At 41.6% G+C, this 17983-nt stretch carries 16 protein-coding genes; 9 read left to right on the top strand and 7 right to left on the bottom strand.

From position 1 onward, the window contains the following. Positions 1-78: 78 nt before the first annotated feature. From mnmA to KXQ82_RS18200, 3 genes are all read right to left on the bottom strand, one after another. A complete protein-coding gene (gene mnmA, locus KXQ82_RS18210; protein WP_219489964.1) occupies positions 79-1167 on the bottom strand; it encodes a tRNA 2-thiouridine(34) synthase MnmA in 1089 nt (362 codons plus the stop codon). 200 nt (positions 1168-1367) lie between these two features. Continuing rightward, positions 1368-1970, bottom strand: coding sequence for a TIGR04282 family arsenosugar biosynthesis glycosyltransferase (locus KXQ82_RS18205; RefSeq protein ID WP_219489962.1), 603 nt, complete (start codon positions 1968-1970; stop codon positions 1368-1370). A gap of 54 nt (positions 1971-2024) precedes the next feature. Then, on the bottom strand, positions 2025-3392 hold the full coding sequence (locus KXQ82_RS18200; protein WP_219489961.1) for an NAD-dependent succinate-semialdehyde dehydrogenase: 1368 nt from the start codon (positions 3390-3392) through the stop codon (positions 2025-2027). 489 nt (positions 3393-3881) lie between these two features. Here KXQ82_RS18200 and KXQ82_RS18195 point away from each other — a divergent pair, with 489 nt between their 5' ends. The 4 genes from KXQ82_RS18195 to lysA all read left to right on the top strand — a co-directional run bounded on the left by KXQ82_RS18195 (position 3882) and on the right by lysA (position 8709). Then, on the top strand, positions 3882-4652 hold the full coding sequence (locus KXQ82_RS18195) for a hypothetical protein (RefSeq protein ID WP_219489958.1): 771 nt from the start codon (positions 3882-3884) through the stop codon (positions 4650-4652). 121 nt (positions 4653-4773) lie between these two features. Next, entirely contained in the window at positions 4774-5802 is a 1029-nt protein-coding gene (locus tag KXQ82_RS18190; protein WP_219489956.1) for an LLM class flavin-dependent oxidoreductase, read from the top strand. A 292-nt stretch (positions 5803-6094) separates the two neighbouring features. After that, positions 6095-7405, top strand: a complete 1311-nt coding sequence (locus KXQ82_RS18185; protein ID WP_219489955.1) for an aspartate kinase — start codon at positions 6095-6097, stop codon at positions 7403-7405. 104 nt (positions 7406-7509) lie between these two features. Further along, positions 7510-8709 (top strand): diaminopimelate decarboxylase, encoded by a 1200-nt coding sequence (gene lysA, locus KXQ82_RS18180; RefSeq protein WP_219489954.1) that lies wholly within the window; start codon positions 7510-7512, stop codon positions 8707-8709. Here the strand turns inward: lysA and KXQ82_RS18175 are convergent, their stop codons facing one another. Further along, positions 8710-9489, bottom strand: a complete 780-nt coding sequence (locus KXQ82_RS18175) for a hypothetical protein (protein WP_219489953.1) — start codon at positions 9487-9489, stop codon at positions 8710-8712. 439 nt (positions 9490-9928) lie between these two features. Here KXQ82_RS18175 and KXQ82_RS18170 point away from each other — a divergent pair, with 439 nt between their 5' ends. Further along, a complete protein-coding gene (locus KXQ82_RS18170) occupies positions 9929-11281 on the top strand; it encodes a GH1 family beta-glucosidase (RefSeq protein ID WP_219489952.1) in 1353 nt (450 codons plus the stop codon). A 19-nt stretch (positions 11282-11300) separates the two neighbouring features. On the opposite strand, the gene KXQ82_RS18165 is transcribed toward KXQ82_RS18170, so the two are convergent. Next, complete coding sequence (locus KXQ82_RS18165; protein WP_219489951.1) at positions 11301-11543, bottom strand: hypothetical protein; 243 nt, start codon at positions 11541-11543, stop codon at positions 11301-11303. Positions 11544-11770: 227 nt separating this feature from the next. On the opposite strand from KXQ82_RS18165, the gene KXQ82_RS18160 reads away from it, so the two are divergent. Together KXQ82_RS18160 and msrA are read left to right on the top strand one after the other, a co-directional pair. Then, the gene (locus KXQ82_RS18160) at positions 11771-11989 is read left to right on the top strand and encodes a DUF3820 family protein (protein ID WP_219489950.1); all 219 of its coding nucleotides are present in this window, start codon (positions 11771-11773) and stop codon (positions 11987-11989) included. Between the two features lie 120 nt (positions 11990-12109). Beyond that, the gene (msrA, locus tag KXQ82_RS18155) at positions 12110-12751 is read left to right on the top strand and encodes a peptide-methionine (S)-S-oxide reductase MsrA (protein WP_219489949.1); all 642 of its coding nucleotides are present in this window, start codon (positions 12110-12112) and stop codon (positions 12749-12751) included. An 88-nt stretch (positions 12752-12839) separates the two neighbouring features. On the opposite strand, the gene KXQ82_RS18150 is transcribed toward msrA, so the two are convergent. Beyond that, on the bottom strand, positions 12840-13487 hold the full coding sequence (locus tag KXQ82_RS18150) for a WbqC family protein (protein WP_219489948.1): 648 nt from the start codon (positions 13485-13487) through the stop codon (positions 12840-12842). Positions 13488-13528: 41 nt separating this feature from the next. Between KXQ82_RS18150 and KXQ82_RS18145 the strand changes: the two genes are divergently transcribed. Together KXQ82_RS18145 and KXQ82_RS18140 are read left to right on the top strand one after the other, a co-directional pair. Next, the gene (locus KXQ82_RS18145; protein ID WP_219489946.1) at positions 13529-14413 is read left to right on the top strand and encodes a lysophospholipid acyltransferase family protein; all 885 of its coding nucleotides are present in this window, start codon (positions 13529-13531) and stop codon (positions 14411-14413) included. Further along, positions 14365-15441 carry a glycosyltransferase family 2 protein gene (locus KXQ82_RS18140; protein ID WP_439650961.1) on the top strand — a complete coding sequence of 359 codons (1077 nt, stop codon included), beginning with the start codon at positions 14365-14367 and terminating at the stop codon, positions 15439-15441. Before KXQ82_RS18145 ends, KXQ82_RS18140 begins: the two co-directional genes overlap by 49 nt. Here KXQ82_RS18140 and KXQ82_RS18135 read toward each other — a convergent pair. Beyond that, positions 15410-17977: a mechanosensitive ion channel family protein gene (locus KXQ82_RS18135; RefSeq protein WP_219489943.1), complete on the bottom strand. Its 2568-nt coding sequence runs from the start codon at positions 17975-17977 to the stop codon at positions 15410-15412. The genes KXQ82_RS18140 and KXQ82_RS18135 overlap by 32 nt on opposite strands. Positions 17978-17983 lie beyond the last annotated feature (6 nt).

Genomic DNA, 17983 nt, shown 5'->3' with positions numbered 1-17983 from the left:
TGTTGAATAAATTAATGCAAAGCCGCCATGAAAATAGGAACTTCATAACACAATAACCCAATAACTATAATGCCGGGATCAAATCAAAAATCCGCCACCTAAAAGATCGTTCCCCTCATAAAAAACTGCCGATTGCCCCGGGGCTATTCCCGATACTTTATGATGAAAATCAACTTTCATATGATCGCCTATCTGAACGATATTGCTCAGCATACCGGCATCTTTATATCTTATTTTGGTAGTAGCCTCAAGTGGCTCAGTAATAGACGCGTATTTTATGAGATTAAGGTTACGCACCCATGCCTCGCCGCGCTCTAAGTCTTCTGCTTTACCTAATACCACGGTATTGCTTTCGGGTAATATCTGGGTAACAAACATGGGTTCGCCCAAAGCAATGCCCAAGCCCTTACGTTGCCCAATGGTGTAAAAAGGGTAGCCCTGATGTTTACCTACAACGGTACCATCGGTCAAAACATAATTTCCACCTGCTACTTTTTCTTCCAAATCGCCAACTTTATGGCGCAGGAAAGCGCGGTAATCATTATCGGGTACAAAGCATATTTCGTAGCTTTCGCTTTTGTTGGCTAATTCAAGTTGGCCCATATCTTTGGCCATCTGCCTTATTTCCGCTTTAGCGAAACTGCCCAAAGGGAAATGCGTGCGCGCCAGGTTTTGTTGCGATACCCCCCATAGCACGTATGATTGGTCTTTGTTTTCGTCCTTACCTTTTGATATTACATACCTGCCGTTATCATGCTGGCGGATGTTGGCGTAATGGCCTGTTGCAATAAACTCGCAATCAAGCTTATCTGCCCGTTTAAGTAAAGCTTCCCATTTAATGTGGGTATTGCATAACACGCATGGGTTAGGTGTGCGGCCCGCAAGGTACTCGTCAACAAAATTGTCGATAACAAAATCGCCGAACTCGCTACGGATATCCAGGATGTAATGGGGGAAACCATAACCCACGGCTAATGCGCGTGCATCGTTGATGCTATCCAAACTGCAGCAGCCTGTCTCTTTGGTGTTGGTACCCGATGAGGCATAGTCCCATGTTTTCATGGTGAGGCCAATAACCTCATAGCCCTGCTCGTGCAGCATTACCGCTGCTACCGAACTATCAACCCCGCCACTCATGGCCACTAAAATTCTACCGTGCTTGCTCATTGTATTATGGTGCAAAAGTAGTTATTTAAAACAGTGTATTAGTCAGGTTAAGGTAAATTGAATTTGAATGAGAATTGGGGGGCGTCCGTAAGATATACTATCAGGTCTTAGCGGTTTTAAAAGGGGAATGTAAGATTTTTTGGTGATTTTGTTTTGTAACTATAGATTAATTTATATTGTTATTCAAATACTTGTGTTTGTTACTTAACTAAATACTTTAAATCTTCTGTCAAATCTTCAACAGTAGTAATGCTTGATAATTCAGACAGTTTAAAGCATGTTCTCTTACCATGTTGTATGGCTTTAAGCAGCTCGGCCGATAGGTTTGCTGTACCCCATCCCGCAACTTTAAACACTTCGGGCAGGTATTCTGCCATACCTAAAAGGTAACTGCCGCCATCTCTTGTCGGGCCTAAAACGGTATCAAAATGATCGAGCTGCCGGAACGCTAAACGGATGATCCGCTCATCCAGATCAAGGCAATCACTGCCGATGATCACCACATGCTCATAACCTAAATTGAACAATTCTTTAAAAGCAGCGTCAACCCGTAATGACATGGTAGCACCGGTTTGCAATTTTTTTTGGTACACATCATCCGGCCATGCATCATTAGTTACAGCTTCCCTGTCATAATATAAAAATTTATCAACGCTTAGTGCCTTGGTTATCTGCCGTGCATGCGCCAGCATCTGATGATATACTTCGAGCGCTATCTCATCGCCAATGGTTTGTGCCAGTCTTTTTTTTACGCGCCCAAGATCTGGGTTTTTGATAAAAATAATGATCGCTGTTTTTTTCATGGCGTTAGTTGAAACATGCTAAATATACTGCTTATTACTGTAATGGCCCAATAATTATACAATGTAAACCGTTTTAATATTAACAAACTCATGGATACCGACCATGCCCAATTCACGCCCGTAGCCTGATTGTTTGATGCCCCCGAAAGGCAGCCTCGGGTCTGATTTTACCGAAGCATTTACAAAACAGGAACCCGCTTCTATTTGCGTGGCGGCAATATGTTCCCCTCTTTTGCTGTTTGTAGTGAAGACAGCACCTCCTAAACCAAATTGACTGTCGTTAGCTATCCTGATAGCGTCCACCTCGTCATGTGCCCTTATAATAGCCGCAACAGGGCCAAAAAGCTCTTCATCATAGGCAGGCATGCCCTTTTTTACTTTGGTTAAGATGGTTGGCTGGTAAAAGGCATCAGGCCCTTTGACCACTTCGCCGCCTAAAATACATTTAGCGCCAAGTTTAATGGATTTTTTAACCTGTTTGTGCAATTCATCACGTAAGTCAACCCGGGCCTGCGGGCCAACATCTGTTGCTGCTAATAGCGGATCGCCGGTTACTTTAGCTTTCATTTTTTCGAGGAATAACCGGGTAAACTCTTTTTCTACCGCTTTAACAACAATAAACCGTTTTGCTGCAATACAGCTTTGCCCACTGTTTATCAGGCGGCTGTTCACGCAAGTTTCGGCGGCATGTTCCAGGTCGGCATCTTCCAAAATAATATAGGCATCGCTGCCACCAAGTTCTAATACTGTTTTCTTTAACAGGGATCCCGCTTTTTGAGCCACCTGTATGCCCGCGTTGGTACTTCCCGTTAAGGTAACCGCTTTTATCAATGGGTTTTCAATTACTTTATTTACCTGCGCGCTGCTGATCATCAGTGTTTGAAACACATGATCGGGAAAACCTGCCTCCTTTACAATATCTTCAATAGCCAAAGCGCAACCCGGTACGTTTGATGCGTGTTTTAATACACCGCAATTACCCGCAGCAAGGGCAGGGGCCAAAAAACGGAAAACCTGCCAGAATGGGAAGTTCCAGGGCATAACAGCCAGCACAATACCAATGGGTTGAAAAGTAACATAGCTTTTAGTGGCTTCGGTTTTTACCTGCTGGTCTTTTAAAAAGGCGGCGCCATGGCTTGCATAATAGAGGCATACATCGGCGCACTTTTCAATTTCAGCAATACCTTGCTTTATGGGCTTGCCCATTTCAATTGCCATTAAGGTAGCAAGTTCATTTTTGCGGTTAAGTAATACGGCATGCATTTGTTTAAGCAGGCGGCTGCGTTCTGTAAATGAGCTCTCTTTCCAATCGAGCCAGGCCTGGTGTGTTTGTGCAATTTTTTGTGCCGACTGTTTGTTATTATGCAGCTTGTATTTTGTTATCTTTTCTCCGTTTAGCGGATTAACAGAAAATATGTTCATAGCGGTTTAATTGATGAATAATAAAGAAAAACTTAAAAAAGTTTTAACTCCGTAAAATTATCCCTTTTAAGCATTGAAAATAGTTAAAATCAATATGCTTTTTGAGGTTGGTGTAGTGTTTACACAATAATTTTTTATCATTTTTTTATTGATTTTGAGTTAAATTTAAATCAATTCAATATAATCTTATTATTACTTAAAAATACAGTAAAAGTGTTTCATTGTATTGATATTAAAGTTTTTAGTATTGATATTTGAATTAACCTTAATGATAATAAACTATGCGATTTAAATTAACCTTCGAACAAAAAATACAAGGGTTTGCCGTATTAATTATCGGTTTAGCCGGAGTTGTAAATTATTTTATCTAACCAATTAGAAACCTTGAAACGAAAGAGTGATCACCATAGGGTGGCCACTCTTTTTTTGTTTATAATAATATTATTTGTGGAAAGGGGCTACTGTTTGCATCTGCAAATAAAAATTAATATGAAACCCATAAAAACCTTATTTCTGCTTGCAAGCCTGCTTATTGTTATGCCTGCCTACGCTCAAAAAGCAACGCTTACAGATGCTTGCTCAAATAAACACATGACCCTTGCCTACAATGAGTTTACCGATGCACCTTTTCCGGAGGTATCCAAACTACCTCATGATCTGGCCATACTGGTAAAATCCAAGCAGGTCGATTTTGTATCGCCCATGGAAAAATATCATCGTGAACAGGCCAGAGTGTTAGATACATCTGTTTTCGATTTGATATACCCGAAATGGAGACAGTTCAGCACTGCTGAAAAACGTAAGTTTATGGAACAACAAAGACTGTCCAATGGGGTTAGGGCCGATTCATTGCATAAATTGAGCCTGGCTGCAAAGCAATTGGTTTATGTAGTAAATAATACCGGTAAAGAAATAAAGATAGGTGTGCAGGACTTTAGCTTTATATGTATCCTGGAAGCTGTTGATCTGGATAATAAATGGAAGCCAGTGCAATATTGGCGCTACAGTAAATGTGGCAATAGTTACATTACCAAACATATTTTGCCGGGTAAAGCACTGGCATTTATTGCAGATGATGTTAGCATTGGTAATTACCAAACCAAACTAAGGTATAAGCTTTTAGGCCCCGATAAGTTTTATTACAGTAATGAGTTTAATGGCCGTATTGATTACTGCCGTTTTACCGAAGACGAATATGAGAAAGGTGGCTACAAGCTGGAAACATTCCAAACCCGTGAGTTTAGCTTTGGGGAGCGATAAGCCTTTTGATATGTATAATGTCATAAAACAGCCCCGGGCTGTTTTATGATTTTTGCATTACGTAAAAATCAATTGATATCTGTCTATTTGTATTGGCTGCAAAACTTTCAGCAGTTCATACATGAAAAATATTAAACTCAGCATACTCGATCAATCCACCATAAGCAAAGGCGGGCGAGCTATCGATGCCATACAACAAACAGTACAACTGGTTCAAAAAGCCGAAGAGTGCGGATATCATCGTTTTTGGGTATCAGAGCACCATAACCTGGCCAGCATAGCTGGTTCGGCACCCGAAGTGTTGATAGCCCATTTGGCTGCGGTTACCAAACAGATACGCCTTGGCTCGGGCGGTATTATGCTGCCTAACCATAGCTCGCTTAAAGTGGCCGAAAACTTCAGGCTGCTGGAAACCATGGCACCGGGGCGTATTGACCTGGGTATTGGCCGCGCGCCGGGTGGCGACAGGATAACAGCATCATTACTTAACCCGGGCAACCGTTTTAAGGAAGAAGATTACATACAACAGGTAAACGAACTGCAGTTGTATTTTAACGACCAGGTGCAAACGCAATTTGGAGTAGTTAAGGCTATTCCTGTTGTGTATGATGAACCACCCATCTGGATGCTTACTTCGAGCGGAAGCAGTGCTGTTACCGCCGCGGATATGGGTTTAGGGTTGGCCTTCGCGCAATTTATATCAGCCGCAGGTGTAAAACAGGCCATTGCTACGTACAGGCAAAATTTTGTACCATCTGATATATTCCCGAAGCCGGAAGTGATCATCGCTATTTGGGTGCTTTGCGCGGATACCGAGGAAAAAGCTAATGAGCTGAAGCAATCTTTACTGCACGTATTTTTACAAATGGAAAAAGGCGAGGTGCGCACAGGCATGCCACCTTATGATGAGATAAAAGACTACCCATACACCATACAAGACCGCATGCGCATGGATGCCAACAGCAAGCGCCTTATTGCAGGCACTCCCGAACAAGTGAAACAGCAAATTATTGAGCTTGCAGAAGATTGCGATGCCGATGAAATTATGGCCGCGGCTATTACCTTTGCTCCTGAAGACAAAGTTCGTTCGTTTGAATTATTGGCGGATGTTTTTGCTTTGAAACAGGTTGAGCAGCCTTTTCAATCGTAACCTATTTTGGGTAACTATAGTCGTCAGGATAGGGGAAACCAGTTTTTGTTAATGCGGCAGCGTCTGCATTGGCGGCTATCGATGGTTTCGTCCCATTTATGCAACCGGATTTGGTAAAGTAGTTTTAATAAACATTTCATAGTGGTTTATAGTACCTCTTAGTGCTTATCATGTAAACGTTGGTACAGGTCCTCAAAAAAGACTTTCGTATATAAAGCTTAAACCCTAATTTTAGCCGCTCAATAAAGAAGGTAGATTTGATCGTCTATTTTTCTGAATAAAAGATATACATATGAAAGTTTTAAAATTTGGCGGTACATCGGTAGGCAGTCCCGAAAGGATGAAGAAATTACTGGATATTGTTAACCCGGCACAAAGGCAGATCGTTGTACTATCGGCAGTTTCGGGCACAACCAATAGCCTGGTTGAAATAGCGAACGCATATTTAACCGATAATAAGGCTAAGGCAAGCACCTTAATAGCCGCGCTGAAAACTAAATACGAAACTTTTATACAGGAGTTGTTTGATAAGGACGAGTATTTGCAAATGGGTAAAGAGGTAATAACTTACCATTTTGACCTGCTGGCAGCTTTAGCTAATGATTTGTTTACACCCGTAGAGGAAAAGATCATTTTGGCCCAGGGCGAGTTACTGTCAACCACGCTGTACCATATTTATTTGAAGCAAATTGGTGTACCATCGGTACTGTTGCCCGCCCTTGATTTTATGAAAGTTGATGGCGATCATGAGCCCATGGTTGATTACCTCACCGAGCATATCACACCGCTGCTGCAGCAGTACCCTGATAATAAACTGTTCATTACACAAGGCTACATCTGCCGCAACTCCTTTGGCGAAATTGATAACCTACGCCGTGGCGGCAGCGATTATACGGCGTCGCTGATAGGAGCAGGCATACGTGCTGAAGAAGTACAGATCTGGACGGATATTGACGGTATGCATAATAATGATCCGCGGATTGTTAAAGGCACTAAGCCAATCGCGCAGCTATCGTTTGATGAAGCTGCCGAGTTGGCCTACTTTGGCGCAAAGATATTGCACCCGCAAAGTGTTTTCCCGGCACAGCGGTATAAAATACCGGTAAGGCTGTTAAATACCATGGAGCCTTCGGCCGCAGGTACACTTATCAGTAGTACTACAGATAAAGGTGCAATAAAATCCATCGCCGCTAAGGATAACATTACCGCTATCAAAATACAATCGAGCCGGATGTTGCTGGCCTATGGTTTTTTACGCCGCGTATTCGAGGTGTTTGAACGCTATAAAACACCTATCGATATGATCACCACATCAGAAGTGGCCGTTTCGGTAACTATTGATGATACCACTTACCTGGGCGAGATAACCAGAGAACTGAACGACTTTGGCTCGGTTGAGGTTGATGTTAACCAGTCGATAGTTTGTATAGTAGGCGATTTTGGTACCGAAACGCATGGCTACGCCGCCCGGGTGATTGAATCGGTAAAACATTTACCTTTGCGCATGATATCATACGGTGGCAGCGCGTATAACATCTCCATCCTGGTAAAAACAGGCGATAAGGTAGAGGCATTGCGCAGTTTGCACAGCCGTTTATTTTAATATAGTTGTTGGTTATTGGGTTATTGAGTTGTTAATCACTTCAATATTATTTTTATCCGGTAACCTAATAACTAACAACCTAACAACCCAATAACTCAAATTCGATGTTCAATATCAATACCCTTACACGTTTTCAGCAATTAGAAACACCTTTTTATTATTATGATCTTGATCTGCTTGGCAAAACCCTTGAGGCTTGCCGTGCGGCATCGGCGCAGTATAATTTTCATGTGCATTATGCCATGAAAGCCAATTTTAACCCGAAGGTGATCGATATGGTGCAGTCGTATGGTTTTGGTGCCGATTGTGTAAGCGGTGGCGAAGTTAAGGCTGCCATTGATCATGGTTTTGATAAGGGAAAAGTTGTGTTTGCCGGTGTTGGTAAATCTGACAAAGAAATAAACGAAGCGCTTGATCGTGGTATATTCTGCTTCAATGTGGAGTCGGTGCAGGAGCTGGGTATCATTAACGATCTGGCTAAAGCCAAAAATAAAGTTGCCGGTGTTGCCATCCGCATTAACCCTAATGTTGATGCCCATACCCACCATTTTATCACCACTGGTTTAGAAGAAAATAAATTTGGTGTAAACACCTGGGAGTTACCTGCGGTAGTTGAGGCTTTAAAAGAATGCACCAATCTTGAATTTTTAGGTGTACACTTCCATATCGGTTCACAAATTACCGATTTGGGCGTTTACAAAAACCTGTGTGTGCGTGTAAACGAACTGCAGCAATGGTTCCAGGATCATGGCTTGCCAATAAAGGTGCTAAACCTTGGTGGTGGGTTAGGGGTTGACTATTATAACCCTGATACAAACGCCATATGTGATTTTGCAGCCTATTTTAAAGTTTTTAATGATTTTTTAGATATTAAGCCACATCAGGAAGTTCACTTTGAACTGGGCCGTGCCTTGGTAGCGCAATCGGCCTCGTTAGTATCGCGCGTGCTGTATGTAAAAAACGGTATCAACAAAAATTTTCTGATACTGGATGCCGGAATGACCGAATTGATCCGCCCGATGTTATACCAGGCATATCATCAGATAGAGAATTTGAGTCGGAAGTCAGAAGTCGTAAGTCAGAAGTCGGACATTGACTCAGGACTCAAGACTCAAGACTTAGCGATCAAGTACGACGTTGTAGGCCCCATTTGCGAAAGCACAGATTGTTTCCGTAAAGATGTTGAGCTGCCCGAATCAAAAAGGGGAGACCTTATTGTAGTGCGCACCGCCGGTGCTTATGGCGAGGTAATGGCATCGGGCTATAACCTGCGCGAGCGAGTGGCAAGTGTGTATGCTGAGTGATCAGAAACTATAGCCAAGGCCAAATGTAATCCCTGATAAATTCTGTACCTGGAAAACGATTTGCAATTGGTCAACCTGTGCAAATAAAGCGCCGGCATAACACATTCTGCCTGTATTTACTATGCTTGAATAAGCACTGCCCGAACTTGCCAGGTTTGTAAATTCGTGGCTGCCGAATACCGTGCCCAAAAACAAACGGTACCCATATTTGATAGCCTGATCATTCTCCCTGTGCCAGATAATTTCGGTAGTTAAGCCTCCTGTAAATAGTGATGTGCTGGCATCAGTATAAAAGTTTGGCGTGTTTTTAATACTTTTTCTAAAATCGGGGTACGATCCAAACTCCTTACTAAATGCTGCCTCAAAGCCAATAAACCTGTAATCTATTCGGCCTTCAGTAAAATAAGCATTGGCAGAAAAGTGAAGCCCAAACCCGGAGAAGTACTTGAAATCAAAATATCCAGGTTCATTCTCTTTAATCGAATTGTTGTAATACTCACCTAAAAAGCCATAACCGCCATAGGCAATATTAAAATGCTTAAATGTATTTGCCCTGCTGTAGGCTACTTCGCCAATTGTAATGGCGTCATTGGCATTGGTGCCACCGGATACTTTCAGTTTCGCTGAAATGGAATTGGCCGATTTAATCGAATCGGCAGCCATGGGTTTAAACTGGTAATTGATATCAGTTTTATAAAGCGCGGGCTCGTAAAGGTGGTTATTACAGGCAGTAAACAAAACGAGCACAATTAATACATTGAGCCACAATATTTTTTTCATGGGAGCGGTTGGTTTACCTAAGATACTTTGTTTTGAGAAATAAAGTGAAAATATTGAATTTAATTATTAAATTTATATCAACTCTAATAATCTGTTGATGATTGTTTTTTAAAAGATGTATTTCTTTGAGAATTTATAAAATAAAAATATCAAAAGCCGGTTCTTTAAATGGCGCTGTGTTTTTATCATTTGTTAACAAACAAATGATATTGCTTTTATGTTAGTTTAATGGTTACCCTTTACCTTTATAATAATAAAATAATAGCATATGAGATCTTTAAATTTGTTTATGCTGATCAGAACGATCAAAAAGGCGCTTTTTTTAAGAAGCATGCGCTCTTCGTTCATGCACTGATCTGAATTTATTATTTCTTTTTCTGTTTGATTTTAAATTAAAATTTAGAGTTTAGGGCCTTATTCACTTTTGCCCAAACTTTTAATGAGTTCTGCTATCGAAAATAATAATCTTAACAAGGCCCTTTTTGGTGATGATTTTACATGGGGAGTTTCTGTAGCCTCAGCGCAAATTGAAGGTGCCCATGATGTTGATGGCCGGGGTCAATCTATCTGGGATGTTTTTGCAGACACCAAGGGTAAAATACTCAATAATGATAACGCCCGCATCGCCAGCGATTTTTATAACCGCTACCGTGAGGATATCCTGCTTATTAAACAATTAAACATTCCTAACTTTAGGTTTTCTATTGCCTGGCCACGCATAATGCCAAAAGGCACCGGCGAGGTTAATAAAGCCGGGATAGATTTTTACAATAAAGTAATTGACTTTTGTCTGGAGCAAGGTGTTGAACCCTGGATAACTGTATATCATTGGGATCTGCCTTTTGAACTTGAAATACGCGGTGGCTGGACCAACCGCGAAATTGTAAACTGGTTTAGTGATTACGTGCGCGTTTGCGCCCAGAGCTTTGGCGACCGCGTAAAGCACTGGATGGTAATGAACGAACCTGCAGTATTTACAGGGGCGGGTTATTTTTTAGGTATTCATGCCCCGGGGCGTACAGGCATCCGTAATTTTTTACCTGCTGTGCACCACGCCGTTTTATGTATGGCAGCAGGCGGGCGCATATTACGTGAGTTACTGCCGCAAGCGCAAATTGGTACTACATTTTCCTGCTCACATATTGAGCCTTACTCGCAAAAGCCGCGTGATGTTGCGGCCGCTAAACGTGCCGATGCTTTTATTAACCGTTTGTTTATCGAAGCGGTATCGGGTATGGGTTACCCGAATGAGGTAAAAGTATTCAGCGAGATTAAACATTTTATTAAACCCGGCGACGAGGAGTTGATGAAGTTTGATTTTGATTTTATCGGCATACAAAACTATACCCGCGAAATTGTAAAGGCTTCCTTTTTTGTACCCTATATTGGCGCTAAACTTGTAAAAGCTAAAAAACGTGGCGTACCCGAAACCGCGATGGGATGGGAGATATATCCTGATGCCATTTACGAAGTGATCAAAAAATTCTGCGCTTACCCAAGCGTTAAAAAACTTATCATCACCGAGAACGGCGCCGCTTTCCCGGATGAGGTTGTTGATAATAAAGTAAACGATCCGCAACGCCTTGAATACCTGCAACAACACATTGCCCAGGTATTAAGAGCCAAAAACGAAGGCTGCAATGTAAAAGGTTATTTTGTATGGACCTTAATGGATAATTTTGAATGGGCCGAAGGCTACCACGCGCGTTTTGGCATTATCCACATTGATTTTAAAACATTGCAGCGTACCATAAAAGAATCAGGTTTATGGTACGGGAGGTTTTTGAAATAGGCAAGCTTATTATACATTACTACGCTGATTGCTTCGAGCGTCCTATCTTATCGGCCAGTTCATCAACCCAGCCTAACAGATATGGCTCGCTGCCGCCAATGCGTATCCAGTTGCCGTCAATGTCTTTAGCAATAACCAAATGTAAGGAATCATCAATCGAGTTAAATTGGTAAGTCTCCGGGTATGGCGACTCTGGTAATACGCTTACAATGCCATCAATATTATCGTCACTTCCGGTTAATGTGGTTTCAAACGTTTTCATATACTTTTTTGTATTTGGTTTGAGTATTAACATGGGATAGTGTTTTCTGTTTGGTATAATCTGCGAAGTGCAGATTATTTAATCAACAGGTAATAATTATTTAAACAAGAACAGTTAAGCGTTATACATAACTGCAACATCAGCAGTTGCGGGCTATTTTTATTGCCTGCAGTTTACAGAAAAGGTTGGCTTAGGTTATTATATTTGTGCTGATACACCACAACCATTTGAATCCTGATATCTTAAAAAAGCTCGTTATTACGCCCATGCCTTACGGTAAATACAAGGGCACGCTGATATGTAACTTGCCCGTACATTACTTAGAGTGGATGTACACCCAGGGTTTCCCACCGGGTAATTTGGGGATGCTGCTGCACACCATACACGAGATAAAGATCAATGGATTGGAATACCTGCTCCTCCCTATAAAACGTGGCCAGGTTTAATAAACCTAATGGGTTAAAAGCCGTCATACCAAATATGAAACTGAAATGATGAAAGCGGCTGTAAGGTATACAACCATCATTCGACTAAAAACGTAAATTGCATTAAGAATCAAAAAAATCATGAAGAACCTAAGTTTGTTTTTATTGGCGATAGTATTTTATGGATGCGTTAACGCGCAGGATCATTCGATAGCCAAACTACCCGAACCCAAGCCTAATGAAAAGTTAGCCACCTTTGCAGGAGGCTGTTTCTGGGCTATGACAGAGGCCATGCGCGAATTAAAGGGCGTTAACCAGGTTATAGCAGGATATGCCGGTGGAACAGTTAAAAACCCTACCTACGAGCAGGTATGCGAAAAGAATACAGGCCATGCCGAATCGGTGCAGATCTACTACGACCCGAAAGTAATTACTTACCAGCAATTGGTGCATGCGTTTTTATACGCGCATAATCCAACAGAGCTGAATTATCAAGGCCCGGATGAAGGTGATGATTATCGCTCTGAAATTTGGTACCGCACACCCGAAGAAAAGGCTATTGTAATGGATGAGATCAAAAAAGTAAATGCAACCAAGCATTATAACGCGGCCATTGTTACCAAAGTTGAACCGTATAAAGTATTATACGCCGCCGAAGTTTACCACCAGGGATATTATCGCATACACCCTGAAAGCGGCTATATACAAGGTGTATCGGTACCAAAAGTAATGAAAATGCGCGCCGCGGTACCCGATTTGTTGAAGCCGGAGTTTAAGAAATAAAGCCCCCTAACCCCCTGAAGGGGGAACTAAGAGTTTGCTACAGATAAAAACTAAAAAAGCGCTTGGTGAAAATCACCAAGCGCTTTTTTTAAAGCTTTTCAATTCCCCCTTCAGGGGGGTAGGGGGCTAAGTAGGATGCAGCCTGCGGCCCGTGGTTAAACAGCAGGTCAACTATGCTCAAATTCTCTAAAAAGCCACATCGTTCTTCAAAAAGCTGGAAGTATGGTTTTTGGCCGGTTGTTATTGGCTTTTTAGGATCGAGCGATGCGCGTAGGTCTGCCATGTCAGGATAGGCTGGCATATATTCTTCGGTAAATTTTAAGTTTGCCTTTATCTTAACCTGTTTTAAAATAGTGTTAAATAACTGCTCGTTAAAATCGAACAGGTATTCAAATCGCTTTTCGTAAAAGGGGGCGTAATCATCCTCGTAAAATTCAAAATATGTTGAGCGGCGGTAGCAATTTTGCAGGCTCATCCAGTGCAGTCGCTGCCATTTAAAATCATAACTTATTTTAACATCTTTAACTTTGGTGTGCGTTTTAGATCCTTTTACCACCGGAACAGTTAAAGGCAGCAACCCATCAGGCGAATAAATATGCGCACGGTTACGGTAGCTTTGCTTTACCAAATGCTCTTCGTGCTCAATTAAAATATTGGCTTTGTGTTTGTTGAGCTGGATAAAATACTCAACAGGGGGTAAATAAAACATTGGTAAAACAGCACCTGCTTCGGTCATATATATTTTTTATGTTTGTGGTCGCGAATTTTGCAAAAATAATGATTAAAAAAGGGCTTTCAGGTTTAGTTATATTCTTTTTGTACCTATTATCGCTGCTGCCCTTTTGGATACTGTATCTCATAGCCGATTTCCTGTTCATAATTCTTTATTACGTTCCCGGTTATCGCCGCAAGGTAGTGCATGATAACCTGGCCAATTCTTTTCCCGAAAAAAGCGACGAAGAGATAAAACGAATAGCTAAAAGGTATTACCATTACATGGCCGACCTGATGGTGGAAACCATTAAAATGCTTTCCATATCCGAAAAGCAGGTGCTGAAAAGGATGCACCTCACTAACCCGGAACTTGTTGAAAAATACTACAAAGAGGGCAGGAGCATGTTTGCCGCGGTAGGCCATTATTGCAACTGGGAGTTGTGCGTGTTGCGCTTCAGCCTGATACCACAGTATAAAAAAATAATGGTATATAAACCGTTGAACAACAAAGAGTCGGATACGTATTACAAAAAAATGCGCGGCCGTTTTGGTGTTTTATTAGTGCCGATGCGAAATACGTTGCGTAAGTTAGTGGAGTTGAAAAATGAACTGACATTTACTGTATTGGCCTCAGACCAGGCACCTGTGAAGCACGAGGCACAATACTTTACACAATTTTTAAACCAGCCAACTGCCTTTTTTATGGGTGCCGAAAAAATGGGAACCATGTTTAACAGCGTTGTTTTATTTGGCGATGTGAAATATTTGAAACGTGGCTATTATGAGTATACCTTTGTGCCTTTGGCCGATAAACCAAAAGAAACCAACCCTAACGAAATAACAGAACTATATGTTAAACACCTTGAAGATATGATAAAGCGCGAACCCGAGTTTTGGCTATGGTCGCACAGAAGGTGGAAATATATGCCGGAGGATATGAACAGATGAGCCAGCCCAAAGTAGCCATTGTTATTTTAAACTGGAACGGTAAAAAATACCTCCATGATTTTTTGCCGTCGGTAATGGCATCAACTTATACCAATTTTGAAGTTGTGGTTGGCGATAATGCATCTACGGATGATTCTGTTGAGTTTTTAAGAACTACTTACCCGGATATAGCCATTATACAAAACGATGCGAACTACGGCTTTACAGGTGGTTATAATCGCGTACTGAAACAAGTTAAAGCCGACTACTATATTTTATTGAACTCGGATATTGAAGTGGTGCCGGGATGGATGGAGCCTGTGATCGCATTGATGGAAACCGACCATCTGATAGCCGCGGCTGCTCCTAAAATAAAATCATTCCGCCAAAAAACGCATTTTGAGCATGCAGGTGCTGCAGGAGGGTTTATAGATCATTTTGGATACCCGTTTTGCCAGGGCCGTATATTTTTTGACATTGAGGAGGACAGGGGTCAGTATAATGTTTCGCACGAGGTATTTTGGGCATCGGGTGCGGCCCTGTTCATCAAAAAGAAATACTGGGATGAGTGCGGTGGTTTTGACGACCGCTTTTTTGCCCACATGGAAGAGATAGACCTGTGCTGGCGCTTAAAGAATAAGGGGCTGAAAGTGATGTACTGCGCCGAATCGGAAGTATACCACGTTGGTGGCGGTACGCTGAATGCGGAGAACCCATTTAAAACGTATCTCAATTTCCGCAATAACCTTATCCTGTTAAAAAAGAACCTTCCCTTTGGGCGGGCCTGTTTTATTATCCCGGTAAGGATTTGCTTTGATTTTATCGCTTTACTGCGCTTTTTGAGTGAGGGCAAACGCAAAGATGCCTGGGCAGTGAGCCGGGCGCACCAGAGTTTTTTGGTGCGGTTGTTTAACAAAAGCATTACTTCAGTAAAATCGCGGTACCGCAATTATAACCTTCACGGGATGTACAAAAAGAGCGTTATCATCGCTTTCTTCGCCAAAGGCAAAAAGCATTTTACTGATCTTGATCCTTCGGATTTCCTTTAACCAGCTTTGATGTCTTTTTAACAGCCGCGGCCTTTTTAATTTCCTGTTCTGCACCTTCGGGGAAGGATAACTGGATATCATTTTTTCCGTGCGGTATTTCGATGCCTTCTTTGGCAAACCGGGCATATATTTCACTTAGTACGCTGCTTTTCAGGCTTAGCCATGTGCTTAGGTCTGATGCCCAGAAAAACATCCTGAAATCAATTGAACTCTCGCTGAAGTTATGAAGGTATACCGATGGCTTTGGCAGTTTCATGATGTCATCGTGAGTATCAATGATATGATGTAAAATTTCCTGCACTTTGGTTACATCGCTACCATACTCAACACGGATAATGAGTTCTATACGCCTGTTGTTATCGCTCAACGTCCAGTTAACTACGTGTTGTGATATCAGGTCGCCATTAGGAACGATGAGTTCAGAGCCATCGCCACATGATATTTTACTGGAGCGGATACCGATCTCTATTATCGTACCCGATTTATTGGCTACTTCTATCACATCGCCAACCTGTATGGGTTTTTCAAAAGCAAGGATAATACCCGACACTAAATTGTTTACTAAATTCTGTAAACCAAAACCGATACCTACGCCCAATGCACCAATAATTAAAGTTACCTGGCTTAACGGTATGCCTGCCGCGTTTATCGCGATAAAGAAGCCGATGATAAATATGGTTAAACGGATAAGCAGGATTGAAGAGCGCGTTTTTTTAGCCTCGGGTGTAAGCTTGGTTTGTTGCGCGGTAAAATCGTAAAAATAGCTGATAATGCGCGCCAGTATGCCCGATACCCATATTACAAATACAAATACAAGTATACTTTTAAAAGTAAAAGCTGTTGAACTAACCTGGTGGTTGTTTAAAAAATCGGATATGTTATCATATAAATAATCATCAATAACCAGGTTTTTAGCCAGCGCCACTAACCAAAGTAACGCGGTAATATTTACAATAGCATCTTTGAACTTCTTTTGCAATACTTTAAACTCCAGGTATGATGCTACGCTGGTGTTATCCGTTTTTTTATTGGCTTCCAGTTGCAAAAACAAACCCTCCATTAATATTTGCACTAACAAATAAAAACCCATGGCCAGGCAAAGGTTAAACACGGCCATGCTACCCGCTATTTTACTTATACTAAACCTGCCCGCTACATTCAATAAAAACGCGACAGACTGTACAAATACAAATATTTTGATGGCGATGGAAAGGTAGGGCGGGTAACCATCGGGTTTGCGTTTAAGGTATTTTAACAATTGGAAAGCTGCGTAAATTGCCCATATTGATAATAATAAAAGCAGTATACGCTCAATATTAGTGGTCAATATCATCAGCCCGCTGATGCTGAATATTACCACCAAAACCATGAGTACCTGCCAAAATTTGAATAACGGTTTTGGCCAGTTGGTTTTAATTAATGAACCTATTGATGCCATCATGATGATGAGCATCGTTTGCGTGAATATTAGCGCGGGGTGATCATAAAAATAGGGTGCGATAAGCGCGAATACCGCTACTGTAGTTAAGTAGGGGTGTTTTACGATATAATGAGTTTGATCGAAAGCGGTTTTGTAATTTTCATTAACCCGGGCTAACTTGCTTTTGCTGGAATATATCCAGGCAAAAAAGCCTATAAGTAAAAGTATGCTGCCCAGGTGCCCGTAGTAATTGGTTTTATTGATAAAAAAATACTTGTAAAGCTTACTGTTGAGCGCGTACGTTTTAACAACAGCAGTATCTAACCGGGCAGAGCTGTTTTTTTTGTGCATATCCCAGATAAATCCGTATTCGTTTTCGAGGGCGTTCAGGGTAAAATCGTGTATCTTGTCGTCTATACGGTTATCCAGATCGATAAGCAAAATAGAAAGCGATGAAACACGGTTAGCCATTATCCCGATACGTATAACCGCTTTCTGGCTCGCCGAATCTAATCTGTCCCATTTTTTTCTGAGGGCGTATATCTGCAAGGCAATTTTAATCTGCAGTACACTATCCTGGGGTTCGGTATCAAAGGTTGTGTCTTTATTAAATTGCGTAATGCATTGGCGGGTGGTGTCCAGCTTATCGCTATAGGTGTTCAGCCGGTCTTGCCATTCTTTGGTTTGCTCGCCTACATGATCGATCAGATCACGGATGGTGACAAGATAACCCATTGTGTTGGAGTTGTTAATAGTGGTTTTCATCAAAGCCATGCGGCGCTCCAATGTCCCCAGGCGCTGGCTTATTTCCAATGTATCAAAGCCATGGTCCAGATCGGTCATTTTATCATTATATCCGCTGGTATAAGTATCTATCTTATCGAGCAAATCGTTTACCACACCATCAGAATGTTTAAACGAGCGTATGATGGCGCTACGCTTTAAAATAGCCCTACGGGTAGAGTCTTTTACCGAAAGTTGCTTTTTGGCTTTAACAATTGTAGCAGGTTTTATAATTTTTACGGTATCTGCCTGTTGTGCGCAACTGTTTTCAGCTGCCGTAAACAGGAGCAAGGCAGTGAAACATAAACATATCAGTTTAAAAAAGTTGCGCATAATGGA

This window comes from Mucilaginibacter rivuli (genome assembly GCF_019391655.1).
Taxonomy (GTDB): domain Bacteria; phylum Bacteroidota; class Bacteroidia; order Sphingobacteriales; family Sphingobacteriaceae; genus Mucilaginibacter; species Mucilaginibacter rivuli.
This window is presented reverse-complemented; position numbering and strand designations above follow the sequence as displayed.

Bases quoted from the DNA above. Each gene is read 5' to 3' on its own strand.
- KXQ82_RS18145 (WP_219489946.1), top strand. From the start codon at position 13,529: ATGATTAAAAAAGGGCTTTCAGGTTTAGTTATATTCTTTTTGTACCTA.
- lysA (WP_219489954.1), top strand. From the start codon at position 7,510: ATGTTCAATATCAATACCCTTACACGTTTTCAGCAATTAGAAACACCT.
- KXQ82_RS18170 (WP_219489952.1), top strand. From the start codon at position 9,929: ATGAGTTCTGCTATCGAAAATAATAATCTTAACAAGGCCCTTTTTGGT.
- KXQ82_RS18140 (WP_439650961.1), top strand. From the start codon at position 14,365: ATGGTCGCACAGAAGGTGGAAATATATGCCGGAGGATATGAACAGATG.
- KXQ82_RS18185 (WP_219489955.1), top strand. From the start codon at position 6,095: ATGAAAGTTTTAAAATTTGGCGGTACATCGGTAGGCAGTCCCGAAAGG.
- KXQ82_RS18200 (WP_219489961.1), bottom strand. From the start codon at position 3,392: ATGAACATATTTTCTGTTAATCCGCTAAACGGAGAAAAGATAACAAAA.
- KXQ82_RS18175 (WP_219489953.1), bottom strand. From the start codon at position 9,489: ATGAAAAAAATATTGTGGCTCAATGTATTAATTGTGCTCGTTTTGTTT.
- KXQ82_RS18195 (WP_219489958.1), top strand. From the start codon at position 3,882: ATGAAACCCATAAAAACCTTATTTCTGCTTGCAAGCCTGCTTATTGTT.
- KXQ82_RS18135 (WP_219489943.1), bottom strand. From the start codon at position 17,977: ATGCGCAACTTTTTTAAACTGATATGTTTATGTTTCACTGCCTTGCTC.
- KXQ82_RS18190 (WP_219489956.1), top strand. From the start codon at position 4,774: ATGAAAAATATTAAACTCAGCATACTCGATCAATCCACCATAAGCAAA.
- mnmA (WP_219489964.1), bottom strand. From the start codon at position 1,167: ATGAGCAAGCACGGTAGAATTTTAGTGGCCATGAGTGGCGGGGTTGAT.
- msrA (WP_219489949.1), top strand. From the start codon at position 12,110: ATGAAGAACCTAAGTTTGTTTTTATTGGCGATAGTATTTTATGGATGC.
- KXQ82_RS18150 (WP_219489948.1), bottom strand. From the start codon at position 13,487: ATGACCGAAGCAGGTGCTGTTTTACCAATGTTTTATTTACCCCCTGTT.
- KXQ82_RS18205 (WP_219489962.1), bottom strand. From the start codon at position 1,970: ATGAAAAAAACAGCGATCATTATTTTTATCAAAAACCCAGATCTTGGG.
- KXQ82_RS18165 (WP_219489951.1), bottom strand. From the start codon at position 11,543: ATGAAAACGTTTGAAACCACATTAACCGGAAGTGACGATAATATTGAT.